The 22,894-nt window shown below is 71.0% G+C and carries 20 protein-coding genes; 10 read left to right on the top strand and 10 right to left on the bottom strand.

Annotated features, from left to right (window positions below; translation table 11 throughout):
* Nucleotides 1-567: 567 nt before the first annotated feature.
* Nucleotides 568-1,413 (bottom strand): NAD(P)H-binding protein, encoded by an 846-nt coding sequence (locus tag ACWC1K_RS14660; protein ID WP_450831364.1) that lies wholly within the window; start codon nt 1,411-1,413, stop codon nt 568-570.
* Between the two features lie 147 nt (nt 1,414-1,560).
* On the opposite strand from ACWC1K_RS14660, the gene ACWC1K_RS14655 reads away from it, so the two are divergent.
* The gene (locus ACWC1K_RS14655) at nt 1,561-1,950 is read left to right on the top strand and encodes a winged helix-turn-helix transcriptional regulator (RefSeq protein WP_450831488.1); all 390 of its coding nucleotides are present in this window, start codon (nt 1,561-1,563) and stop codon (nt 1,948-1,950) included.
* A gap of 33 nt (nt 1,951-1,983) precedes the next feature.
* On the opposite strand, the gene ACWC1K_RS14650 is transcribed toward ACWC1K_RS14655, so the two are convergent.
* Nucleotides 1,984-2,424, bottom strand: a complete 441-nt coding sequence (locus tag ACWC1K_RS14650; RefSeq protein WP_450831362.1) for a helix-turn-helix domain-containing protein — start codon at nt 2,422-2,424, stop codon at nt 1,984-1,986.
* A 74-nt stretch (nt 2,425-2,498) separates the two neighbouring features.
* Here ACWC1K_RS14650 and ACWC1K_RS14645 point away from each other — a divergent pair, with 74 nt between their 5' ends.
* From ACWC1K_RS14645 to ACWC1K_RS14635, 3 genes are all read left to right on the top strand, one after another.
* Nucleotides 2,499-3,362, top strand: coding sequence for a class I SAM-dependent methyltransferase (locus tag ACWC1K_RS14645; RefSeq protein WP_450831361.1), 864 nt, complete (start codon nt 2,499-2,501; stop codon nt 3,360-3,362).
* 156 nt (nt 3,363-3,518) lie between these two features.
* Nucleotides 3,519-4,229: a ThuA domain-containing protein gene (locus ACWC1K_RS14640; RefSeq protein WP_450831359.1), complete on the top strand. Its 711-nt coding sequence runs from the start codon at nt 3,519-3,521 to the stop codon at nt 4,227-4,229.
* On the top strand, nt 4,199-5,326 hold the full coding sequence (locus ACWC1K_RS14635; protein ID WP_450831358.1) for a Gfo/Idh/MocA family protein: 1,128 nt from the start codon (nt 4,199-4,201) through the stop codon (nt 5,324-5,326). Before ACWC1K_RS14640 ends, ACWC1K_RS14635 begins: the two co-directional genes overlap by 31 nt.
* 12 nt (nt 5,327-5,338) lie before the next feature.
* Here the strand turns inward: ACWC1K_RS14635 and ACWC1K_RS14630 are convergent, their stop codons facing one another.
* Together ACWC1K_RS14630 and ACWC1K_RS14625 are read right to left on the bottom strand one after the other, a co-directional pair.
* Nucleotides 5,339-6,496 carry a PP2C family protein-serine/threonine phosphatase gene (locus ACWC1K_RS14630; RefSeq protein WP_450831356.1) on the bottom strand — a complete coding sequence of 386 codons (1,158 nt, stop codon included), beginning with the start codon at nt 6,494-6,496 and terminating at the stop codon, nt 5,339-5,341.
* Between the two features lie 114 nt (nt 6,497-6,610).
* A complete protein-coding gene (locus tag ACWC1K_RS14625; RefSeq protein WP_450831355.1) occupies nt 6,611-7,369 on the bottom strand; it encodes an IclR family transcriptional regulator in 759 nt (252 codons plus the stop codon).
* 252 nt (nt 7,370-7,621) lie between these two features.
* Here ACWC1K_RS14625 and ACWC1K_RS14620 point away from each other — a divergent pair, with 252 nt between their 5' ends.
* The gene (locus ACWC1K_RS14620; protein WP_115914413.1) at nt 7,622-7,909 is read left to right on the top strand and encodes a hypothetical protein; all 288 of its coding nucleotides are present in this window, start codon (nt 7,622-7,624) and stop codon (nt 7,907-7,909) included.
* Nucleotides 7,910-8,322: 413 nt separating this feature from the next.
* On the opposite strand, the gene ACWC1K_RS14615 is transcribed toward ACWC1K_RS14620, so the two are convergent.
* From ACWC1K_RS14615 to ACWC1K_RS14600, 4 genes are all read right to left on the bottom strand, one after another.
* Complete coding sequence (locus ACWC1K_RS14615; RefSeq protein WP_450831353.1) at nt 8,323-8,586, bottom strand: hypothetical protein; 264 nt, start codon at nt 8,584-8,586, stop codon at nt 8,323-8,325.
* A 206-nt stretch (nt 8,587-8,792) separates the two neighbouring features.
* Nucleotides 8,793-10,757, bottom strand: a complete 1,965-nt coding sequence (locus ACWC1K_RS14610) for a collagenase (protein ID WP_450831352.1) — start codon at nt 10,755-10,757, stop codon at nt 8,793-8,795.
* 158 nt (nt 10,758-10,915) lie between these two features.
* Nucleotides 10,916-11,875 carry a LysR family transcriptional regulator gene (locus ACWC1K_RS14605; protein WP_450831350.1) on the bottom strand — a complete coding sequence of 320 codons (960 nt, stop codon included), beginning with the start codon at nt 11,873-11,875 and terminating at the stop codon, nt 10,916-10,918.
* 104 nt (nt 11,876-11,979) lie between these two features.
* Complete coding sequence (locus ACWC1K_RS14600) at nt 11,980-12,153, bottom strand: hypothetical protein (RefSeq protein WP_450831348.1); 174 nt, start codon at nt 12,151-12,153, stop codon at nt 11,980-11,982.
* Nucleotides 12,154-12,268: 115 nt separating this feature from the next.
* Here ACWC1K_RS14600 and ACWC1K_RS14595 point away from each other — a divergent pair, with 115 nt between their 5' ends.
* Entirely contained in the window at nt 12,269-12,517 is a 249-nt protein-coding gene (locus ACWC1K_RS14595; protein WP_450831347.1) for a hypothetical protein, read from the top strand.
* A gap of 23 nt (nt 12,518-12,540) precedes the next feature.
* On the opposite strand, the gene ACWC1K_RS14590 is transcribed toward ACWC1K_RS14595, so the two are convergent.
* Complete coding sequence (locus ACWC1K_RS14590; RefSeq protein WP_450831345.1) at nt 12,541-14,016, bottom strand: glutamate--cysteine ligase; 1,476 nt, start codon at nt 14,014-14,016, stop codon at nt 12,541-12,543.
* A 171-nt stretch (nt 14,017-14,187) separates the two neighbouring features.
* Here ACWC1K_RS14590 and ACWC1K_RS14585 point away from each other — a divergent pair, with 171 nt between their 5' ends.
* On the top strand, nt 14,188-14,553 hold the full coding sequence (locus ACWC1K_RS14585) for a cupin domain-containing protein (RefSeq protein ID WP_450831344.1): 366 nt from the start codon (nt 14,188-14,190) through the stop codon (nt 14,551-14,553).
* Nucleotides 14,554-14,640: 87 nt separating this feature from the next.
* Nucleotides 14,641-15,657: a LacI family DNA-binding transcriptional regulator gene (locus ACWC1K_RS14580; protein ID WP_450831487.1), complete on the top strand. Its 1,017-nt coding sequence runs from the start codon at nt 14,641-14,643 to the stop codon at nt 15,655-15,657.
* On the opposite strand, the gene ACWC1K_RS14575 is transcribed toward ACWC1K_RS14580, so the two are convergent.
* Complete coding sequence (locus ACWC1K_RS14575; protein ID WP_450831343.1) at nt 15,643-19,602, bottom strand: glycosyl hydrolase; 3,960 nt, start codon at nt 19,600-19,602, stop codon at nt 15,643-15,645. The genes ACWC1K_RS14580 and ACWC1K_RS14575 overlap by 15 nt on opposite strands.
* 342 nt (nt 19,603-19,944) lie before the next feature.
* Between ACWC1K_RS14575 and ACWC1K_RS14570 the strand changes: the two genes are divergently transcribed.
* Together ACWC1K_RS14570 and ACWC1K_RS14565 are read left to right on the top strand one after the other, a co-directional pair.
* Nucleotides 19,945-21,243 (top strand): MFS transporter, encoded by a 1,299-nt coding sequence (locus tag ACWC1K_RS14570; RefSeq protein WP_450831341.1) that lies wholly within the window; start codon nt 19,945-19,947, stop codon nt 21,241-21,243.
* Nucleotides 21,244-21,302: 59 nt separating this feature from the next.
* Nucleotides 21,303-22,751 (top strand): arabinose isomerase, encoded by a 1,449-nt coding sequence (locus ACWC1K_RS14565; protein WP_450831340.1) that lies wholly within the window; start codon nt 21,303-21,305, stop codon nt 22,749-22,751.
* The last annotated feature ends 143 nt before the right edge of the window (nt 22,752-22,894 follow it).

Here is a 22,894-nt window from a genome sequence, read left to right as displayed (position 1 = left end):
CCAGTCGGCGAACATGCGGGGCGGGCGGCCCCGGACCTGCTCGACAGCGGGACTGACGCGCTGCTCGACAGGCGGGGCTCGCCCACACCGGCACGGGCTGATCCTGCATCCCGCCTGAGACCGCGCCGCCGCGGCCGAACGGGCCTCGCCGCAGAGCAATCAGCCGAGCCCGCCCAGGCCTTGGGCAAGTCAGCGCCGCCGTGACCGAGCGGCCTCGCCGCAAAGCAACCGGCAGAGCCCGCCCAGCACGTGGGCAGGTACAACGGCTTATCGGAACGCGGCCACATGACTGTGCGCCCAGTCGGCGAACATGCGGGGCGGGCGGCCCAGAACCTGCTCGACAGCGGGACTGACGCGCTGCTCGACAGGCGGGGCTCGCCCACACCGGCACGGGCTGATCCTGCATCCCGCCTGAGACCGCGCCACCGCGGCCGAACGGGCCTCGCCGCAGAGCAATCAGCCGAGCCCGCCCAGGCCTTGGGCAAGTCAGCGCCGCCGTGACCGAGCGGCCTCGCCGCAGAGCAACCGGCAGAGCCCGCCGCCCAGCACTTGGGCAGGTACAACGGCTTATCGGAACGCGGCCACATGGCTCCGCGCCCAGTCGGCGAACGTGCCGGGCGGGCGGCCCAGGACCTGCTCGACGTCGGGGCTGATGCACTGCTCGGCCGGTGTGGGCTCGCCGAGGATGGCGAGCGTCGTGTCGACCACGGGGTCGGGCAGGAACCGCAGCATCTGTGCGCGGGCCTCGTCGCGGGTCTGCTCGATGAAGCGCACCGGTTCGCCGAGCGCGTCACCGATCGCCTCGGCCTGTTGCCGGGGCGTGGTGAGGGCGGGCCCGGTCAGCTCGTAGGTCTGTCCGGCGTGGCGGTCCTCGCGCAGTGCCGCGGCGGCGACTTCGGCGATGTCGTCCGGGTCGACGGTGGGCAGGCCGATGTCGGCGAACGGCGCGGCGATCACCCGGCGGGTGCGCACGGACTCGGACCAGGCGTAGGTGTTGGAGTTGAAGCCGCCGGGCCGCGGGATCGTCCAGTCGAGTCCCGACTGCCGGACGGCGTCCTCGACGGCGCCTGCGACACCCCCGTGCGAGGCCGACTCGGGCCGGGTCGCGACCCCTTGGGAGGACAGCAGCACGACCCGCTCGATCCCGCCGGCCTTGGCGATGTCGAGGATGTCCCTCGGCCTGAGCAGGTGCGCGCTGGGGCCACCGTTCTGCAGGAACAGCGCCTCTGCGCCGTCGAACACCGGCCTCAGGCTCTCCGGATCGGTCAGGTCCGCCTGTCGGTGGCGGACGCCGTGCGGCGCGTCCGCGGCCGAGACGGCCCGGGATGTCGCGGTCACCCGAGCACCGCCGGCTGCGAGGGTCTGCACGAGCGATCGGCCGACGTTGCCAGTCGCCCCCGTCACTACGATCACGGTCAACTCCCCTGTTCATACGGTGTGTTGTCGATGCCCGATCGGGCGAGAACGCCGCGGAGTGCTGTTCTCCGGGCGCTTCGGGGACGCTAACACCGCCGGTATAGTAGGTACCTAGGGGAAAGTGGCTATCCCGGAGGGATGCTCATGGCGGTCAAGGGCATGCGGGCGGCAACTGCCGGGACCGATCCGGAAGTCGCCTGTCCGATCGGTCCGGTCGTGGACATCGTGTTCAGCCGGTGGACCACGCCGATCCTGTGGAGCCTGCACACGCACGGCCGGCAGCGGTTCGTCGAGCTGGAGCGGCGCATCGCGAGGATCACGCCGAAGGTCCTGACCCAGCGGCTGAGGCAGCTGGAACGTGACGGTCTCGTCGTGCGCACCTACCACCCGGAGGTCCCGCCCCGGGTCGAGTACGAGATCAGCGAACTCGGCCGCAGCCTCGCCCCGCTCTTCGCGCATCTCGCCGAATGGTCCGCCGACAACCTCGAAAAGGTCGAGCAGTCCCGGCAGGACTACGACGCCGAATCGGCCTGAGACCCTGTCGCTCCGCGCTCACCGCAATATCCGTCAGCGCTTCCGCGGTGAGCGCGGAGCCCGCTTCCCCGGTACGGCGAAGGGGCCGGAGGCGGCCGCCCTCAGCAGGCGGCGGAAGGTGGGGCACTCCATGTGGCTCGGCGCGGGGCAGGCTGCGGCATGCCGCAGGGAGTCACGCAGGACGCCGAGTTCACGGATCGTGCGGTCCAGCTCCTCCGCCTTGGCCGCCAGCGCCTCGCGGTCGATGCGCGGCTGCCCGTCCGGTGCGAACATGTGCGCGATCTCGTCGAGCGAGAACCCGGCGGTGCGCCCCATCGCGATCAGCGCCAGGCGCTCCAGTACGGCCGGGTCGTACTGACGGCGCAGACCCCGCCGGCCGCTGGCGGCGATCAGCCCCTTCTCCTCGTAGAAGCGCAGTGTGGAAGCGGGGACTCCGGCGCGCTGCACCACCTCCGCGATGTCCAGCTCTGTCATCCTCTTTACCTCAAGTCGACTTGAAGTGGCACGGTGTCATCTCGACCGGACCAAGGCAAGCGGAGGAGGCGATCATGAACGTCGCGCGCGGGAGCGATGACGATCAGGCGGCCCGTTGGAAGGGGCCCGGCGGCAACGCCTGGGTCGAACTGCAGACGGTGCTGGACGAGATGTTCAGGCCCTTCGAGGACCTGCTCGTCGATGCCGTGGCCGCCCGACACGCGGGCCGAGTGCTCGATGTCGGCTGCGGCACCGGCGGCGTCACGCTGGCCGTCGCCCGCCGGCTCGCTCCGGCGGGCCGCAGCGTGGGCGTCGACATCTCCGAACCGGTGATCGCGGCCGCCCGGGCGCGCGCCGAACGGGAGGGCACACCGGCGTCCTTCGTCCTCGGCGACGCCCAGGACCACCCCTTCGAGCCCGCCACCTTCGACGCCGTCATCTCACGTTTCGGTGTCATGTTCTTCAAGGATTCGGTACAGGCGTTCACGAACCTCCGACGTGCCGCGACGGACGGCGCCCTGCTGCGGTTCATCGCCTGGCGCGACCCGGCGGAGAACCCGTTCATGACGACGGCCGAACGCGCCGCGGCACCGCTGCTGCCCGACCTGCCCGTCCGCCGCCCGGACGAGCCGGGGCAGTTCGCCTTCGCGGACCCGGACCGAGTCCGCGGCATCCTGGCGGAGAGCGGCTGGGCGGAGGTCGGCATCCGGCCGATCGATGTGTCCTGTGCCCTGCCGGAGAGCGAGTTGGTCCACTACCTCACCCGGCTCGGTCCGGTCGGTCTGGCCCTGGGCCGGGTCGACGAGCAGACCCGCGCACACGTCACCGACACGGTCCGCGCCGCCTTCGACCCCTTTGTGCAGGGCACGGAGGTCCGCTTCACCGCCGCCTGCTGGCTGGTGGACGCCCACGCCTCGGGCACCCCGGCAGCCGGCTGACTCGGAGGGGAAGACGTAGGGGGCGCCCGTAAGTTGGCGGGTTCCCGCGGTCGGGGGCTCGGCGGGGGCGAAACTTTCGCGCATCCGGCAGCCCGTTGCCGGGCGCGGGTGACTGGCGCATAGTGAGGACTCCGTACGACGGGGTGAAGGAACACGATGCAGCCGAAGAAAGCCCTGGTGGTCCGAGGCGGATGGGAGGGGCACCGGCCGGTCCAGGCCACGGAGTTGTTCCTGCCCTTCCTCGAAAGCAGCGGTTTCACGGTCCGGGTCGAGGAGTCGACCGACGTCTACGCGGATGCCGCCGAGATGGCGCGCACCGACCTGGTGGTGCAGTGCGTCTCGATGTCGGAGATCAGCGCCGAGCAGGTGTCGGGACTGAGCGCGGCCGTCGCGGCCGGCACCGGTTTCACCGGCTGGCACGGCGGTATCGCCGACTCCTTCCGCGCCTCCTCCGACTATCTCCAGCTGGTGGGGGGCCAGTTCGCGTGCCACCCCGGCAAGGAGCCGTGCGAGCGCCGGGGTGAGGCGGAGGACAACTTCCTGCCGCACACCATCGGCCTCACCGAGCTCGGGCGTGAGCACCCCGTCACCAAGGGGCTCGACGACTTCGAGCTGTGCACCGAGCAGTACTGGGTGCTCCACGACGATCTGATCGACGTCCTGGCCACCACCACGCACCCCGCCCGGCCCTGGCAGCCCTGGCAGCGGCCCGTCATCTCACCGGCGATCTGGACGCGGCAGTGGGGAGCCGGGCGGATCGTGGTGACGACACCGGGGCACAGCCTGGACGTCCTGGAGAACCCGAACGTCCGCACCGTCATCGAGAGGGGCATGCTGTGGGCGACGCGCACCGCATCGGCGTCGTAGGTCTCGGCGTCATCTCCCGCGCCTATCTGGACACGCTCCTCGGCCATCCCGCCGTACAGGTCACCGCGGTCGCCGACCTCGACGCCGCGCGGTCCGCCACGGTCGCCGCCGAGCTGCCCGACGCCCGGGCGCTGACCGTCGAGGAGTTGCTGAGCAGCCCGGAGGTGGACACGGTGCTGAATCTGACCGTCCCCGCCGCCCACGCCGAGATAGCCCTGGGCGCCATCGCCCACGGCAAGAACGTCTACGGGGAGAAGCCGCTGGCCGCCACCCTCGCCGAGGCCCAGGCCGTCATGGCAGCCGCCGAGAAGGCGGGAGTCGGTGTGGGATGCGCGCCGGACACCGTCCTGGGTACCGGAGTGCAGACGGCGCGGGCGGCCGTGGAGGCGGGGAGCATCGGGCGCCCCCAGTTCGCCTCGGCCGTCATGGTCACTCCCGGACACGAGCGCTGGCATCCCCACCCCGACTTCTACTACACCGCCGGGGGCGGCCCCCTGCTCGACATGGGGCCGTACTACCTCGCGTCCCTGGTCCATCTGCTGGGTCCGGTGCGTGCCGTGATCGGGGCGGCCGGCCGGCTGCGCGGCGAGCGCGTGATCGGCTCCGGCCCGCGCGCGGGCGAGCGGATTCCGGTCGAGGTGGACAGTCATGTCTCCGGTGTCCTCGAGCACGTGGGCGGTGCCCTGACCACGATCACGACCAGCTTCGACGGCGTGGCCACCACGGCCGCCCCGATCGAGGTCCACGGCGAGACCGGCACGCTCACGGTGCCGGATCCCAACCACTTCGAGGGCGAGGTGCGGCTCCTCGCACTCGGCGGCACCCAGTGGCGCACACTCCCGCCGTCGGCGGGTTACGCCGACGGCGCGCGCGGCCTGGGCCTGCTCGACTTCATCACCGCCGACGGGCGGCGGCCGCCTCGCGCGAGCGGCGATCTCGCCCTGCACGTGCTGGAGACGATGACCACCCTGCTCCGCTCGGCGGCCGAGGGACGCCGCATCGAACTGACGACCTCGGCCCTGCCACCGGTCCTGGTTCCGCTCACGGCCGCCGAGGCGTGGCGAGAACCGGCTGCCGGCCGAACCGCGGCACGGTGAAACCGGCACTGCTCACGCAGCTTCGGAGGCCAGGTCCCTGCCGCCGGGCTCCGCGTCGCACGCAGTCTCGCTGAGGGCCGGTTTACGGATCAGGAGCAGCGCCGCGTCGTCGTGGAGACGGCCGCCGACATGCGCCAGCAGTTCGTCATGGAGCGCCCCGAGGGTGCGGGCCGGGTCGTCGGACACATGACGCGCCAGACCCTCGTCGAGCGGATAGAACGCCCGGCCGCGGTCGCGGGCCTCGGTGACGCCGTCGGTGTAGAGCAGCAGTTGCTCCCGTTCAGCGAAGGGCAGCACCTGGAGGCCGGGGGTGTGACCGGTGAGCCCACGCAGCCCGAGCGGCGGAGCCGGATGCGCGGACTCCACCGCCGCGACGCTGCCGTCCCCGCGCACCAGCAGCGGTGGCGCGTGACCGCAGTTCACCACCTCCAGCAGCCCGGCCCTCGGGTATCCGGCAACCACGGCCGTGACGAAGTCGTCGCTGCCGAGGTTGCGCGCGAGGCTCCGCTCGATCCTGTCGACGACGGCCAGGAGATCGGGCTCGTCGTAGGCGGCCTCCCGGAAGATTCCGAGCACCAGCGCGGCGGTTCCCACCGCCGGCAGCCCCTTGCCCCGCACGTCGCCGACGATCAGCCGTACCCCGTACGGGGTGGGAATCAGCGCATAGAGGTCGCCGCCGATACGGGCCTCGGCCGCGGCGGCGCTGTAGCGGACGGCCACCTGGAACGGGCCGACGGTCGCCGGGACGGGCGCGAGCAGCGCATGCTGGGCGGTCTCCGCGACCGAGCGGACGGCGGCGAGCACCCGTTCGCGGCGTCCGCGCAGCGCACTGGCCAGTCCGCTCGCCAGGGTGACGGCCGCCAGGGCGGACAGTACGGCCGCCAGCTCGCTGTCCGGTACACCGTTGCGGGTGCCGAGCGTGAAGCCCAGCACCGCGGCGAGGAGGCCGACGCACAGGACGCCGCGCGGGCCGTTGGTGGTGGCGGCCAGGGCGGGCCCGGCCGCGAGCATCGGCAGCCAGGTGATCCCCGCTCCGCCGGCCAGGTCGGCGAGCACGATCACGGAGACGATCAGCACGGGCAGGACGGGTGCCCCCGCGGCCAGTTGCGCGACGGCTTGTCTGAACGACCGTATCGGCCAGTGTCCGCCATGGTCTCGGGCCTGACTCATCTTGTGTCTGCAGTCCTCACCTGTGTGGGGCGCGTCGGTCCGGGGGCCCACCGCTGAAATGTCTGTTTCATCCAGGAAACGCGGTCGGTCCGGGCCGTCACAAGCAGAGGATTTTCAGATAGTGAGCGACAGGCTCCTCGTCACGCGGTCCGCCGTCGGGAGCAGCCGCGCCCGGATCTCCGGCAGCCGGGAGAGCCGCTCCGCCGGCATCGAGACGCCGAGCGAGCCGAGGGTGTCGCCGCTGTAGACGGGGACGGCGACGCAGACCGTGCCGAGGCTGTACTCCTCCAGGTCCGTGACGGCCGGGGCCACGGGCGAGGTGTCCAGCCGCCGGAGCAGCTCCGGTCGGCTGGTGATCGTCCGGGGGGTGAGGTCGGCGAGGTGATGGCGGGACAGGTAGTCCCTGCGGGCCTCGTCGTCCAGTTCCCGCAGCACGGACTTGCCCAGCGCGGTGGCGTGCCCCGCGTCCTCGAACCCCACCCACAGATCGACACGGGGTGCCCGGGCACTGTCGACGATCTCGGCGACGCGGATCTCGCCGTCCTCGTAGAAGGTGAGGTAGGCGGCGGTGGCGAACTCGTCCCGCAGTGCGGCGAGTGCGGGGCGGACCCGGCTGAGCAGTGCCTGTCCACGGCCCGTGGTCTGCAGTGTCTGCAGTGTGTCGCCGAGCACGAACCCGCCGTCGCCCAGCTTGCGCAGGTATCCGTCGTGGACCAGCGTCCGCAGCAGGTGATAGGCGGTGGCCAGGGGCAGCCCCGTCTCCCGTGCCAGCTGTTTCGCCGGCGCGCCGTTCTCGTGCGCGCTCACCGCCTCCAGCAGCCGGAAGGCCCGCTGGACGGAGGTGATCAGCGTCGGGCCGTCGTGCTCACCCATATGACCAGCGTGCGTCAGGCGCACAGGGCGCGCAACAACTCGCCCGATGCCCGGCCAAGTTGGCGGATTTCAATATCTGATTACGTCGCGGTTCACTCGCAAGGCGTATTTCCGGCCATCGACCAAGGTAGTGAGTGATTTCCCGAATTCGGCGCGCCGCCGGATGTTCCGGGGATATTTCTTATTAACCTCCACAACTGCACGAAGTCGATCTATCGCAGGTCGCATCCACTTCACTCCACCGGAGATGACATGCACCAGCTTCGCAAGGCTGCCGTCCTGGTCGCCGCCGTCAGCGTCGGCCTCCTGGGTGCCGGCACCGCTCAGGCCCACGACGGCGGCGGCAAGGGCGGCGGCGGCACCACCGTCCTGCAGAGCACCACCTGCAGGTCACACGACCTGAACCTGGACATCCTCGGCCAGGTCGGACTGCTCAACGGCCTGCTGGGCGGCGCGCTGAACGGCGAGGGCAACGAGGGCGCACAGTCGACCTCGCTGGGCTCGTCCATGGGCTGCAACAACAGCGTCGGCGGTAAGTAGGAAAAAGCTCGCCCCGGTGCCCCGGCCGCAAGCCGGGGCACCGGGGTTTTCGCTTGCCCGGAAAAACCCGGTCGGCCGCCGCGACCCAGAAAGCAGAAATGCCGGACGGGGAACCTCCGGGTCCGTTCATTCGTGAATACAGACGATTGTTTTCCCCTTGGCGGGGCTCTTTCCGTTCCGGCTCTCCGGGGGACGGGACGTGTGCCGGCTGCCGGGCACGGTCGAGGCCCGGATCCCCTCGCCGTCGACCGGCGAGGACCCCGGGCCCTGAACAATGCGGAAGTGCGGAAAACGCAGCAGCCCAGGCGCGCACCCCGACGGGGTTCAGCGCGTCCGGGCTGCCTCAGCTGCTCTGACGGATGTGGGCCGACCAGGGTGCGGACTACGGAGCCGCTCGCCCCTGTGACGCCTGGCTACTTCTGGCTCGAATCCTTGGAGACCGGGGCGACGAACGCATCGATGAACCGATTGAGATCCAGCTCCGGCACGGTGTATCTGGGCGCCTGCTCCGGAGTCGCCTTCTTGGAACTCTCCACCGGCGCGAAGTGCCAATGCGGGGTGACTTCGGTGGCCTGCCGCGGCCCGTCGGCATCGTCGGCGAAGCCGACACCCACACCGAGAACAGACAGCCCCGCGACCGCTGCGGCTACGACCGCAGCGCGCTGAAACTTGCGCATGGTTGACCCTTTCTCACCTGGGCGCGAAGCCCTGGGTTGACTACTTAATGTGAGCATATACATGCACTAAGTAGTAATTTGGGATCTTGGGCGCTCTCTACTCCATTTCGGCCCGCAGCGCATCCGCAGGGAGTCCGGCACCACGACCTGCGCCGCGCATTCAGCACGCCGCTCGCGCCCCAGCACTGGCCACAGCCCCGTCCGGCCTACATCACCGGCGCGCTACGCCTTCTGGGGGCGGGCGTGTCGGAGCAGGCGCCGGCGGCGCACGCCGTGAGCCACTGGTCGAAGCCGGCGTCGTAGCGGGTACCGATGTCGGAGGTGTAGACGGCGTATCCGCCCGGGTAGTCGCCGGCGCGGAAGCGGGCGAGCATGCGCTGGATGTCCGCCGGGTGGTTCTCGACCATGTAGCGGACGGCGAGATAGCCCCAGGGGTAGGTGCGGATCACGTCGCTGTTGGCGTAGGTGTTCTGGAACAGCGTGCTCAGCCGGTAGGTGTGCTTGCCCGCCTCGGCGACCGCCTGCTCGTCGGTGATGCCCCGGTAGCCGTAGGAGACGTATTCGGCCAGGCCCTCGATCCACCAGACGTCCGGCACCGATGTCTGCCGGGTGAAGTCGCCCTGCATGTCGAAGCGGGCGTCGAGGAGGTGCGTGTACTCGTGGTTGAGGTTCCAGACGCGGGCCGTGAAGCCGTCGTCGGAGGGCTTCTGGTACATGATCGAGAGCGGCTGGTTGGCGGGGTCGGCCGGGTCTCCCGTCAGCGTGATGCCCCCGTTGTCCGTGCTGACGCCGTAGATCGCCCCGGCGTAGGTCTGGTAGTCCGCGCGGCTGGCGAAGACGACGAGCTGCACCGTCGACAGGTACTGGCCGGGTATGGGGCCGTCGTCCTTGACCAGCTCGTGGAAGTACGGGTCCTGGGCGCCGAGGTCGGCGCATACGGCGTCGAGGTCGGCGGAGGTGAGCGCCTGGGCCCGGACGGTGTGGGTCGCGTCGCAGCTGTGGGTGAGGGGCAGGGCCGCGTCGGTCAGCCGGGCGGTCAGGTCGCAGATGTCGTAGTACGAGCAGTCGGGGCGGTCGTAGTAGTCGGCCTGGGTCGCCACCGCGACCCACAGGCCGGCTGTGGGACCGGTGATCTCCGAGCTGTTCAGCAGGTCCTTGGTCAGCGGCTGGACCGTGGCGCGCAGCGCGGTGTGTTCGACGTAACGGGCGAGGTTCATCCCGGCGTTGGAGTCCAGGTAGGCGCGGTCGGTGCCGAGCAGGTCGACGTGCCTCAGCGCGAACCCGTGCAGCGTCCGGGCGATGCCCGGGTCGGCGGTCACGGCCTTGACGTAGTCCGGGTTCCAGTTGCCGCGCCAGAGCGGGGTGTAGACGGCGTTGACGGCGGTGAGCATGCTGGGGACCGCGTCGTAGGAGCGGTCGTAGGCGTTGAGCAGCCGCTGATAGGCGCTCAGGTAGCGGGCCTGCTGGTCGGCGCTGTCGGTGAGGATGACGGTCTCGCCCAGTACGTCGCCGTTCGCCGCGGTGACGTCCCGGGAGCGCCGGTTGGCGAAGAAGGCGTCCAGGCCACGGGTGGTGGCCTGGGCCAGGGCCGCACCGTAGGGCCCGACGTCGGACGGGTGGTTGAACTGGACGTAGTAGCCGGCCCTCAGGAACAGGACGAGCTGCCACACCCCGAAGGAGTTGTCGCCCCCGTAGCGCCGCGCCTCTCGTGTGAAGGCCTTCGCCACGGTGACCATCTGGGACTGGCGGAAGATGTCGCGGGCGTCTGTGCCCGTCACGGCGAACAGGGTGTTGACGCAGCCCGTGGTCGAGGCTTCGACGAAGGTGACGAGCGCTGAACCGGTCCTGCTTGCGAAGTCGGCCGGGGTGCACGAGACCGGCTTCGGTTGGGACTTCGGTCCGGTCTCCGTGGCGGACCGGACTCGGGCGGGAGCCGGCCTCGACGGCGGTAGCTGAGCCGTGGTGTACGGGCGGCCCTGTACGGCGGGCCGGTCGGCTGCGGTGGCGGTCGAGCCGGTGGGCGGCGGGGTCTTCCCCGCCGGTGTCGTGGGAGTGGCGCCGTACCGGGCGGGGGGTGCCGCGAGCGCCGGCACCGACAGCAGGCCCGCGAGGGTGATGCAGACGGCGAGAGTGACGACGGCGCGTCTGGGCAGCGCGAAGAGGTAGCGCATCTCTGGACTCCTCTGCGGAAGGATGCGCCTCGATACGGGTGTTGAGGCGCGTGAGGCACCATCTCAGCGGCGACTGCCTCCAACAATGGAATGTGACATAGCACTGTGCCGCGGCCGGCCATAACACCCGGCCGACCCACGGGCCGCCCCGGTTCCGGCTACGCCCCGCTCGCCCGCCAAGTGCGCGCAGCCCACGCCCTCAAGTGCGGTGACCTCTCGGCGAGTTCGCGGTATGCGGAACCGGCGGAGTGGAACAGCTCCTCCGCCACGTCCTCGGCAACCGTGTCACGCCGCCAGGCCAGCACATAGCGGCACCACAGCGGCGTACCGATCAGCGGTTTGATCACCACGTCCGGGATCGGCCGCAACGTCGCCTGCACGACGGACACCCCGAGGCCGTCGGCGATCATGCTCTGCAACTGCAGTTGGTCACCGAGGAATTCATGGACGGCAACCGGAGAGAACCCGGCCGCGGCGCAGGCCGTGTAGAAGACGCCCGGCCAGCCGGCCCCGTCGTCCGGTGTCAGGAACCAGGCGTCCTCGGCCAGATCGGCGAGCGAGACCTGGGCGCGGCGTCCGAGGGGATGGCGGGTGGGCAGCGCCACGAAGGTGGGCTCGGTGACGATCCCTCGGTGGGTCACCGTGTCCGCATGCTTCAGCTCCATCCCCGGATAGTCCGCAGCGACGGCCACGTCGACTTCGCCGTCCTCCAGGAGTTCGACGATCCGCGAGGAGGCGTACACACTGCTGACGGCGAGGGTGAGGTCCGGCAGTCGGCTTCGGACGCGCGAGACCATGCCGGACAGCACCGGCGAGTTGGTCGCCGCGACGCGCAGGGTCCTGCGGGTGCTCGTGGCATCGGCGACCGGACGGCATCCGATCGCCGCGGCCCGGGTCAGGACGTCGCGGGCCTGGGCGACGACCTCGGCGCCGTACCGTGTCGGCCTGACGCCCTTGGCCCCGCGCTCGAACAGCGACTGCCCGAAGTAGCGCTCGATCCGCCGGAGTTGGGTGCTCAGGGCGGGTTGTGAGTAGCCGAGGTCCGAGGCGGCGCGGCCCACGCTCCCCGCATCGGCGATCGCACACAGGACGCGTAGGTGCCGAAGCTCCAGGTCCATCCGTACGCTCCCCTGCCGACCGTGGACAGGAAGCGTTCCATCGCGCCGCCCCACACACAAGACCCAGGTCAGCCACCCTCCGACAGGGGGGTCCGACCGGCACGCTACGTCGGTGGCGGCTGCGTTTCAGCGGTCGCGCTCTCCTCGCCGGCGACGCCGGGAGCCGTCCCGATCTCCTCACGCTGCTTCTTCAGGGCGAGTTCCCTGGCCGTCTTCTCCGAGTGCAGCCTCATCTCCGCCTCAGTCCGAAGATCGAACACCGTTGCCTCCTTTGCCATACACCGAAAGTTCCTTTGCTTTTACATTACCTTACGGGTGGGGTCGAAGTCACGGTCGAATTGACCTGGTGACGCAGGTGGCCAGTTTCCCTAAGTGCCGCGCGGAGCCGAGGTGTTGACACTTGACCGATGCGCGGACCGCGCGTTCGTCGAAGTGAGGTCGTGCCATGAGAGCGATCGTCGTGGGGGCGGGCATCGGGGGACTCGCCGCGACGCCGAGTCTGCGGCGGGCGACGAGTTCCACCTGCCGGACGGCCCCGAGGCCGAGGCACGCGACGCCCGTATGGCGGCGTACGCGGCCGAGTACGGGTTCATGCCCGCGGCGGCCGAGTGCGGGGGCGGCGTCGTCGACGAGCAGTCGTGACAGCACGGCGAACGTCCACCGCGTCAGTCAACCGGCCAGGTGTGCGCGGGCGCGTTCAGGTGCATGTAGTCCATGTATGTGATGGTCATCCGGCGCAGCGCCTCCTGGCGGTCGGTGCCGGTCTTCTCCAGGTGGTGGACCGTCTCCGCCTGCCACAGGGCGCCGTTGCGGGCCGTGACGCAGCGCTGTTCGATGATGCCGAGCAGGGGTTCGCGCCAGGTCGCGTCCATGCCGGCCAGTTCCAGGCCCCGGTGGGCCAGCGGCAGCAGGCGCCGCAACACCAGTTCCGTGACCGGGACTTCGCCCACGCCGGGCCAGTACAGGCGGGCGTCGATGCCGTCGCGGGCGGCCGCGTGCAGGTTCTCCTCGGCCACCGCGAAGGACATCCGCGTCCACACCGGCCGGTCCTCGTCGACCAGGGCACGGGTCAGTCCGTAGTAGAGGGCGCCGTTGGCGATGATGTCGGCCACGGTGGGCCCCGCCGGCAGGACGCGGTTCTCGATGCGCAGATGCGGGCCGCTGTCGGTGACGGCGTACACGGGGCGGTTCCAGCGGTAGATCGTGCCGTTGTGCAGCGTCAGTTCGCCCAGTTGCGGGACGCCGCCGGCGTCGAGCGTCGCCTGCGGGTCCTCCTCGTCGCACAGCGGCAGCAGGGCGGGGAAGTACCGGACGTTCTCCTCGAAGAGGTCGAAGACGCTGGTGATCCACCGCTCGCCGAACCACACCCGCGGCCGTACGCCTTGGGCCTTGATCTCCTGCGGGCGGGTGTCGGTGGCCTGCTCGAACAGGGGGATGCGGGTCTCGCGCCACAGCTCCCGGCCGAAGAGGAAGGGCGAGTTGGCGGCCAGGGCGATCTGTACGCCCGCGATGGCCTGGGCCGCGTTCCAGTAGGGCGCGAACTCCTTCGGGGCGACCTGCAGATGGAACTGGGTGCTGGTGCAGGCGGCCTCGGGCGTGATGGCGTCGGCGTACATCGACAGGCGCTCCACACCGTCCACCCGGATCCGCAGGTCCTCGCCGCGTGCCGCGAAGATCTGCTCGTTGAGCAGCTTGTACCGCGGATCCCCGGACAGGGCGGACTCGCCCACGTCCGACTCCCCCAGCGTGGGCAGAATCCCGATCATGATCATGTGTGCGCCCACCGCGGAGGCGCGTTCCTCGGCGTGGTTGAGCGCGTCGCGGATTTCCTGCTCCCAGGCACCGGGGCCACCGGCCGTCAGCTGCCGGGGCGGGATGTTGATCTCCAGGTTGAAGCGGCCGAGCTCACTCGACCAGGCGGGGTCGGCGATCGCCTGGAGCACCTCGGTGTTCCGCATCGCGGGCCGTCCCTCGCCGTCCACCAGATTGAGCTCGATCTCCAGCCCGACCTGGGGACGCTCGCTCTCGAAGCCCGACTCGCGCAGCATCTGCGCCAGCACGTCGAGACAGAGGTGCATCTTGTCCCGGTAGCGGCGGCGGTCCTCGCGCGTGAACACCAGGGCAGGTACGTCACGTCCCATCGGGCCCTCCCGAGTGCCCTCGGCGGTTGCCTCTCGTCCCAGCGTCCCACCTCGAAGGGGTCCAGCACAGTCGGCGACCTGCCGATCACGTCGAGTGTCGGACGGTGCGACGGAGGGTGAATGGGGCGGCGTCCGTGCTGAACTCGGAGGACACAGTGAGGAGCACGGCCCATGAGCAGACCGCAGTCCGAGTTCCACCGTCCCGAGGCCCCCTGGCTGCGGCCGCCCGGAGCGGCCGAGGGCGTGTGGGAGCAGCTGCTGGCCGAGGATCCGCAGACCGGGGACGCCACCGTGCTGCAACGGTACGAGCCAGGGACGGACACCAGCGCGCAGGGCAGCGTCCGGCACGACTACTTCGAGGAGGTGTACCTCGTCGACGGTTCACTGACCGACCTGCGCCTCGGCGAGACGTTCACCGCGGGGATGTACGCGTACCGGCATCCGGGAATGGAGCACGGGCCGTGGACGAGCGCGGATGGCGTGCTGATGCTGGTCAGGCGAGGGCGTGCAGGAGCGCCCGGCGGTCCTCCGGGATAAAAACGTTTTAGCCGCCATCAGGGTAGACTTGCGTCGCCCATGAGGACCACGTCGTGCCTGGTCGCACGGCTGTCACAGCGAGGGGGGGTGGACGCCATCCCGGTTCGCCCCGCCCGGATCCAGGACGTCGCAGCCGCCGCCGGAGTGTCGGTGTCGACGGTGTCGAACGTGCTGAACCGCCCGGAGCGCGTCAACGCGGCCACCGCCGAGCGGGTCCGCGACGCGGTCGCGGCGCTCGACTACGTGCCCCACCCGGGCGCCGCGGGACTGCGCACCGGCCACACGTCCTCGATCGGCCTGGTCCTGCCCGACGTGACCAACTCCTTCTACGCCCGCATCGCGCGGGGCGCCGCCGACGCCGCCTACGACCACGGCTACTCCCTCGTCCTCTGCCACAGCGGGGACGCCCCGGAGCGCGAGCAGGGCTACTTCACCATGCTCGTGGAACAGCGCGCCGTCGGTGCCGTGGTCGTCCCGCTCAGCGCCGACCCCACCCGGCTGACACGGCTGCGCGAGCGGGGCATTCCCCTGGTGCTGGCGGACCGTGCGATGCCCGCGCAGGACGGCTGCTCCGTCTCCGTCGACGACATCGCCGGTGGCCGCATCGCCGTGCAGCACCTCCTGGAGTGCGGGGCGCGCGACATCCTCGTCGTGAACGGCGAACGGTCGATACGGCAGTGCGCCGACCGCTACCAGGGCGCCCGGCAGGCCGTGCGCACCCGGCGCGAGGCCCGGCTGGGCCAGGTGGTCGCCGAGGAGATGACGGTGGCGTACGGCCTGGAGATCGCCCGGGGGCTCGACGAGCTGCCCGACGGGGTGTTCTGCACCAACGACTTCCTCGCGGCCGGACTGTGCCGGGGCCTGGCCGAGCGGGATGTGAAGGTTCCCGAGGACGTGCAGGTGGTGGGTTACGGCGACCTCGACATCGCCAGCTTCGTGGGGACGACCCTGACGACGGTCCGGCAGCCCGTCGAGGATCTCGGCCGGGCCGCCGTGGAGATGCTCCTCGACGAGGTGGAGGCCCGCGCCGAACACGCCCACGAGACAAGGGTGTTCGCGCCCGGGCTCGTCCTGCGGGACTCCACCCGGTCACTCACCGGCTGATTCCCGGACCCGCAACGTCACCGGCCCCAGCAGCCCGGACGCCAACTGGGAGGGGAAGGCCCAGGCGGTGGGGGTGGCTTCGGCGAGATACGGCGCCAGGGTGTTGTGTACGGTCACATCGATCCGAACGGTGCGCCCCGCGGCACCGGGCAGCTCGAAACGGTACGGCGCGCAGAACGCCGCGCCGACCGGCTCTCCGTCGAGAAGCACCGCGACGCTCCCTCGCACCCGCCCCAGGTCGAGCACCGGATCAGGCCCGGCGGGCACCTCCACCTCGCGTGAGTACGTCACACCGCCGCTCCAAGCACCGAGACCCAGCGACTGCCAGTTGCCGAGGGGCAGGGGCGCCGCCACGGTACGCACGCGCACCGGCCCCCACCAGGCGGAGCCGCCGCGCAGCACGGCGGTCGGGTCGGTGACCAACTCGAACTCCATCGTCCCAGTGGTGGGCTGAGGGAATGTCAGTTCCTGTCCGTCGAGGACCTGTTCCGCGCCGTCCGCGTCCCTCACCCGTGCGGGCAGCGCCAGAGGCAGCCTGAGCGACACGGTCCCCGGGGGCACGGTGAAGCGGAAACGCTGTGCGCGGGGGCGTACTTCGTCGGTGGAGCGCAGCGGCAGCACGGGGGCGCCGAGCACCGGCCGGCCGGTCAGCCACTCGGTGTCGGGCAAGGGGTGCGGTCGTACGGCGGCGTGGCAGTGCTGCAACTCGCCCCACCTGCCCTCGTGCTCGACGGTGCGCCCACGCCACTGCCCCGTCTCGGCCTCCCAGCCGGCTCCGCTCACCAGCGCGGTCACACCCGCTCCTGCTACGAGGTCGACGAACACGGCATCGCGTGCGCGGACGCTGTCGGCCACGACGTCGAGGACGTGATCGCCCGCCGGGAGGATCAGTTCGTGGCGGAAGAACATCGGCACCGCGCCCCAGTCGGACTCGTAGTACTCGACCTTCTCCTGCCGCGCCACGACCGCGCCGTCGAGCAGCACGGTGACGCCCGCCGCGGCGCCCACCACGAGCACCGCCCGCGCCCCGCTGCCGGAAAGCCGCAGTCGGCCCCGGTAGGTGACGCCGCCGTCCGGCCGTACACCCTCCGGCAGGCACATGAACTGCGGACGCGGCACGAACCCGTCGGGACGAGAAAGACAGAAGTAACTGCCCAAGGGGGCCTGGGACTTGGCCGAGATCATCGAGGGGCGGTCCTCGGCGTCGGACAGTTCGTACTCCAGGACGTTGCGGGGCCGGTCGATCTCAACCCGGGCGGACGCCAGGTATCCGCGGTCCGTGGGCAGCCTCTCGCCGTTCCACCACACCCGCTTGACGGCTGCCGCGCCGACGTGCAGATCGGCGGGCCCGCGGTGGTCGGTCTCGACGATCGACCGGACCCGGGCGACGGTTCCGCGGCCCGGCACCGGCACGCGTACGAACTCCTCGCTCACCAGCCCCTTGTTGCCCAGCAGCCCGTCCGGATCCGGGATCCCACGGCTCGACGAGAACAGTGCCACCGACCAGCTCTCGTCCCAGGGCACAAGGGGCTGCTCTCCGGCCAGGACCCGCTCGACGGAGGCCTGGTCGAGCGGGTCGGGGGCCTTCGCGGTGGGCACCGGCGGCAGCACGCGTACCCGGTTGCCGTACGTCGCCCGGGTCTGCTCCCAGCGTGCGTCGGGGGCCTCGCTCTCGGTCCACCGCATGGTCCAGATCTGCGGTTCGTCCACGGACGACCCGGCGGGCAGCGCGAGGTCGCCCCACGTGTTGTCCATGGTGGGTGCCAGGCGGCCCTCCCAGCCGCTGGACAGGTCGATGGTCCGGACCGACGCGGGCGGTGGTGCGGGACTCGGGGACCCCGGGGTGCCTTCTCGCCATACGGCGAGGGCGGCCGGGGCGCCTTCCAGCGGCACCTCGATGGTCGAGACGCCGTCGCCGACGGTGATGCGGGCCGGACGTCGGTCACCGGTCGCCGGGTTCCAGACCTCGGCCTCGGCGACCGGGGCGCGCACGGTGAGGGATTTGGTGGGGGCGTAGCGGGCGGGGTCGACGCCATGGTTGCCCGAGGGCGGATGCGCGCGGGCGTCGGGGAAGGCCCCCGTCACCAGGGCGACCGCGTCCTCTCCCTGCCGCCGCACGAGCAGCGGCACGTCACCGGTCGCGTAACCGGCGGGGTCCGCCACCGCCGCGGCGCCCGCCTCGGCGTCACTCGCCCGCTCCAGCCGGGGATGAGCACACAGTGCCGCGACGACGGCGTCGTCACCGGCCAGGCCTGCCGCAGCCGCCGGCGGGCGGCCCACGGCCACCACCCGCCCGCCGGCGTCGAGCAGTTCGGTGAGCCGTCGTGCCGTGTCCTGTTCCAGGACGCTCGCCGAGGGCAGCAGCACCGCGGTGTACGCCAGATCCCCGATCCGCAGGGCACCGTCGGCGGGCGTGGCCCGCTGCACCGAGGCGTCGTCGACGACGTCGTAGGAGACACCGTGCCGGTCCAGGGTGCCGATGTGGGGCCGCAGCCAGTTGTTGGTGCCGCACAGGTCCAGGTAGTGGCGCTGGGTCTCGTCGACCTCGGGGTGGCTCTCGCCGAGGCGGCCGTCGCCGAAGTGCTTGACGGGGGCGTCCAGCGGGATGAGGGACTGCATCGTGGTCGTGGGGTGCAGGACCGCCACGTCGGCGCTGTAGGTGCCCCAGGACAGGATCGCGCAGAGGCGGGCGACGGCCCGGGAGAAGGCGGGGTACTGCGGCCAGTAGGGCTGGCGCCAGTCGGTGGACGGCGGCGCCCACTCGAACCAGCCGCCCGCGGTGCCGAAGTAACTGGCGTGCGGGTTGTACAGATTGGCGCCGCTGCGCAGGAACGGCAGGAGCCAGTCGTAGGTGTCCTCCAGGGTGCCGCCCCAGCCGGAGGAGTGGAACGCCTCGATCCACACGCGCTCGTGTCCGTAGAGGTGCGCCATGGAGGAGTGGACCTTGGAGTCGCCGTGGTGGTCGCTGCCCGCGGCGCCGTACCAGCGGTGGGTGCGGAAGTAGTCCGAGTAGATCTGTGTGGACTGGGCGGGGAAGCCGGAGCGGGCGGGGTGGCTCTGGTCGCAGCCCAGGAGCATGCCGCGATCGTCGTGCCAGGCGGCGAGGGGTTTGAACAGGGCCTCTTCGGTGAGTTCGGCGCGGACCGCGTAGTAGTCGGCGCGGACCTTCGCGGCCCGGGCGGCGTCGGGAATGTCGTGGAAGAGGGCCGGCAGGTGATCGAGCAGGTCGTAGCCGCGACGGGCGAGGAACTCCTCCGGGAAGCGGCCGCTCCAGGCGTTGGTGCCGGGCAGTTCGTCCTGGAAGCTCCCGGCGACGACATTGCCCAGGTACTCGGGGACGCGCCGGTCGTACTCGTGGTGCACGGCCTCCAGGAGGAGGCGGACGGCGCCCGGGTCCAGGTAGTCGAAGGCCGTGGGAACGGCGGTGACGAGCTGCACCTCGCCGCCGTCGGTGGCCGCGATCCGCGCGGTGCCGGTGACGGGAAGGCGCCGGCCCTCCGCGGAGTACGCGCCGACCAGGGTTTCCGAACTCCCCAGCGGGACGGCGCCGTTGGAGACCCGCGCCGTGCGGCGGCGCAGCGCGAGGCCGGCCGCCTCGGGATGCACGCGGGTCACCGCGCCCTGGACGTTGGCGCCGGAGAACCCGATCTGGTCGTAGAACCACAGACGCATGCCCAGGTCCCGGGCGATCTCGCAGGCGTCGGTGAAGCGTGCCCACCACTCCTCGCCGAACCACGGCGGATCGTCGGCGCGGGCGCCGAAGCCGGGACCCGCCGGCGCCAGGTTGATCACCACGAGGTTGTGGACGCCGCCCTCGGCGAACCTGCGCAGCTGCCAGGCGAGGCGCTCGCGGGTGACTTTCGCACCCGACCACCACCACAGCGGAGTGGGGCCGAAGTCCCGGGGCGGGTCGTCGAACAGCTGCTGCAGCGCGGAGGAGATCACGGGCACGGTCCTTCCGAGTACTCTGGGGCTCCCTCACGGATCAAAACGTTTTACGTGTGTCTGCCTCACGATGTCTGCGCAGGTCACTCCGGCAGTCCTGCTCTTCTGCTGGGGGGTCCGGGGGTTAACCCCCGGGAAAATGCAGTACACGGGTCTGGTCGCCGACAACCTGGAATGTTCGCACCGGATCCCGGACGCGGGAAGCATGCCGACGCGTCTTCCTGCAAATGGGCGCATGAGGGGTTGTTGGAACGTTTTTCCGACCCTATATTCACTGCACTCGGCCTCAGAGCCGCCACGTCCCCCTCCGCTCGGCCCATCCCCAGACGACGGAGTCGCATCATGGTCCGAACCCCGACCGCTCCCGAACGCCCGGAACAACCCATCCCCTGGCGGCTGTGGAAGGTGGCGGCCCTGTCGGGCATGGCCTCCTACCTCGACGCCGCCCTCATCGTCAGCATCGCCGTCAACCTGGCCATCTACCGCGACAGTTACGACATGGGCGTGTGGATGGCGGGCGCGATCAGCGCGATCGTCACCGGCTGCATCGCGGTCGGATCCCTGGTCGGCGGGCGGCTGGCCGACATGTTCGGGCGCCGCCGTGTCTACAACTGGGACATCTTCTGTTTCGCGCTGGGCGCGGTCGTCATCACGCTCGCGCCGAACGACATCGTGCTCTTCGTCGGGGTGCTCGTGGCGGGGCTCGCGGCCGGCGCCGACCTGCCGACCTCCCTGGCCGTGGTCTCGGACGCCGCACCCGCCGAGGGCCGGGCGCGTCTGGTGTCCTTCACGCAGGTCATGTGGGTGGCGGGCATCGTCGTCGTCATCTTCCTCGGCTATCTGCTGTCGGACACGGGCATGACCGGGGCGCGGATCATCACCGGCCATCTGGCTGTCGCCGCCCTGGCCACCTGGCAGCTGCGCTCCCGGCTCGACCTGGCCGACGAGCCGTCGGACACGGAGCTGGCCCAGGAGGCGGCCGCGCTGGCCGCCCCGCGCGGCATCGAACTGAAGAACGTGTGGAACCGTGCCGCACTGCTGCCGATGGCGGCGACCTTCGCCTATTACGTCACCTGGGGCATCGGCGCCAACACCTTCGGGCAGTTCGGCACCTATCTGCTGGTCACGGTCAGCGGCGCCTCGCAGAGCCTGGCCACCGGGATCAACCTGGCCTTCCTGCCGATCGCGCTCGTGCTGACCCTCGTCTTCGTCCGGCTGGCCGACACCGCCTGGCGCGACCGCCTCTTCTACGTCTTCACCGTGGTGCAGATCGTCGCGTTCTGCATCGCCTCCCTCACTGCCGGCGCGCTGGCCGGGATGCTGGTCTTCTTCGTGCTCTACCAGATCTCCAACCCCTTCGCGGGGGAGGCCAGCTACAAGGTGTGGTCGCAGCTCACGCTGCCGCCGGACACCCGCGGTACCACCCAGGGCCTCACCTACGCCGTGTCGCGGGGAGTCTTCGCGGGCGTCGCCTTCGTCACGCCCGCCCTGATGGAGTACAGCGCCTCCGTGCTGCTCTGGTCGATCACCGCCTGCATGGCGGCCTCGGCGGTCGCGGGCGTGTACATCGTCCGTGTCCTCATCCAGCGCTCCCCCGGCGCCGCTGCCGCCCCGGCGGACCTGGGAGTGGCCCGGGCGTAGGGAGTGGCCCCGGCCCCCTTGAACCCGACTGTGGACCTGCGAAGGAGCTACCCCGAGTCATGGCAACCGCCGAACACTCCATGTCCCTGCAGGAGTTGCTGCCGCCGGTGCGGCGGCGCCGGACCCGTGTCGGCCTGGTCTCGGGCGGGCTCGGCACCTACTGGCCACAGTTTCCCGGTCTCCTGCCGCAGTTGAAGGAGTCGGCCGCGTACGTGGCCGAGCGGCTCGGGCAGCTGGGCGCGGAGGTCACGGACGTCGGTTTCATCTCCGACGCGGAGGAGGGGGCCCTCGCCGCCGAGGAGCTGCGCCGGGCCGACTGCGACCTGATCGTGCTGTTCCTGACGACGTATCTGACCTCGTCGATGGTGCTGCCGATCGCCCGGCGCTCGCACACCCCGGTGCTGGTCGTCGACCTCCAGCCGTCCGAGCGGATGGACCACGCCACCTTCGACACGGGTGCCTGGCTGGCGTACTGCGCGCAGTGCTCGGTGCCCGAGGTCGGCAATGTCTTCCGCCGGGCCGGGATCCCCTTCCGGTCGGTGTCGGGCTGGCTGCGCCAGGAGTCCGCCTGGCGGCGCATCGAGCAGTGGGTCCGTGCGGCCCGGGTCCGCGCGGCGCTGCGGCACGCCCGGCACGGCCTGATGGGGCATCTGTATCCCGGCATGCTGGACGTGTCGACCGATCTGACCCTGCTGCCGACGACCTTCGGCTCGCATGTGGAGGTATTGGAGTTCGACGACCTGCGACAACGGGTGGAGCGGGTGACCGAGGCTGAGGCCCGCGACCGCATGGCGCTGGCCCGCCGGGTCTTCACCCTCGACGACAGCGTGGCGGACGAGGACTTCGCGTGGGGTGCGAAGGTGTCCGTCGCACTGGACCGGCTGGTCGAGGACTTCGGCCTCGACACGCTCGCCTACTACCACCGCGGCCTCGACGGCGAACTGCACGAGCGGCTCGGCGCGGGCATGATCCTGGGCGCCTCCCTGCTCACCGCCCGGGGCGTGCCCGCGGCCGGCGAGTACGAACTGCGCACCAGCGTCGCCCAGTTGGTCTCGCAGAGCATCGGTGCCGGGGGCTCCTTCACCGAGATCCAGGCCCTCGACTTCGAGGACGGTGTGGTGGAGATGGGCCACGACGGGCCCGCCCACCTCGCTGTCAGCGCCCGTGACCCGCTGCTGCGCGGTCTTGGCGTCTACCACGGAAAGCGTGGCTGGGGCGTCAGCGTGGAGTTCGACGTCCGGCACGGCCCGGTCACCCTCCTGGGCCTCGGACAGGACGCCGACGGCAGCCTGTCGTTCATCACCTCCGAGGGCACCGTCGTGCCCGGCCCCCTGCTGGAGATCGGCAACACCACCAGCCGCGTCGACTTCGGCCGCGACCCCGGCGAATGGGTCGACGCCTGGAGCGCGACGGGCGTCGGCCACCACTGGTCCCTCGCCGTCGGCAGCCACGGCGCCGATTTCCGGGCCGCGGCGAGCCTGCTGGGCATCGACCACCGGGAGGTGTGAGCTCCCCTCCCGCGCGCCCTCGTTCACTCCGGTGCATTGCGCCGTGAGCCTGATCCGCGCGCGTTCCACGGCAAGGCGCCGCGCAACCACGCCGTCCGGTCGGGAAGGTGGGCAGTCCGTCGTCGTACGCCACCGCGACGTCC

The sequence above is a fragment of the Streptomyces sp. NPDC001492 genome (genome assembly GCF_053597275.1).
Note: the sequence above shows the minus strand (reverse complement) of the source record. Positions and strands in the feature narration are given on the sequence as shown.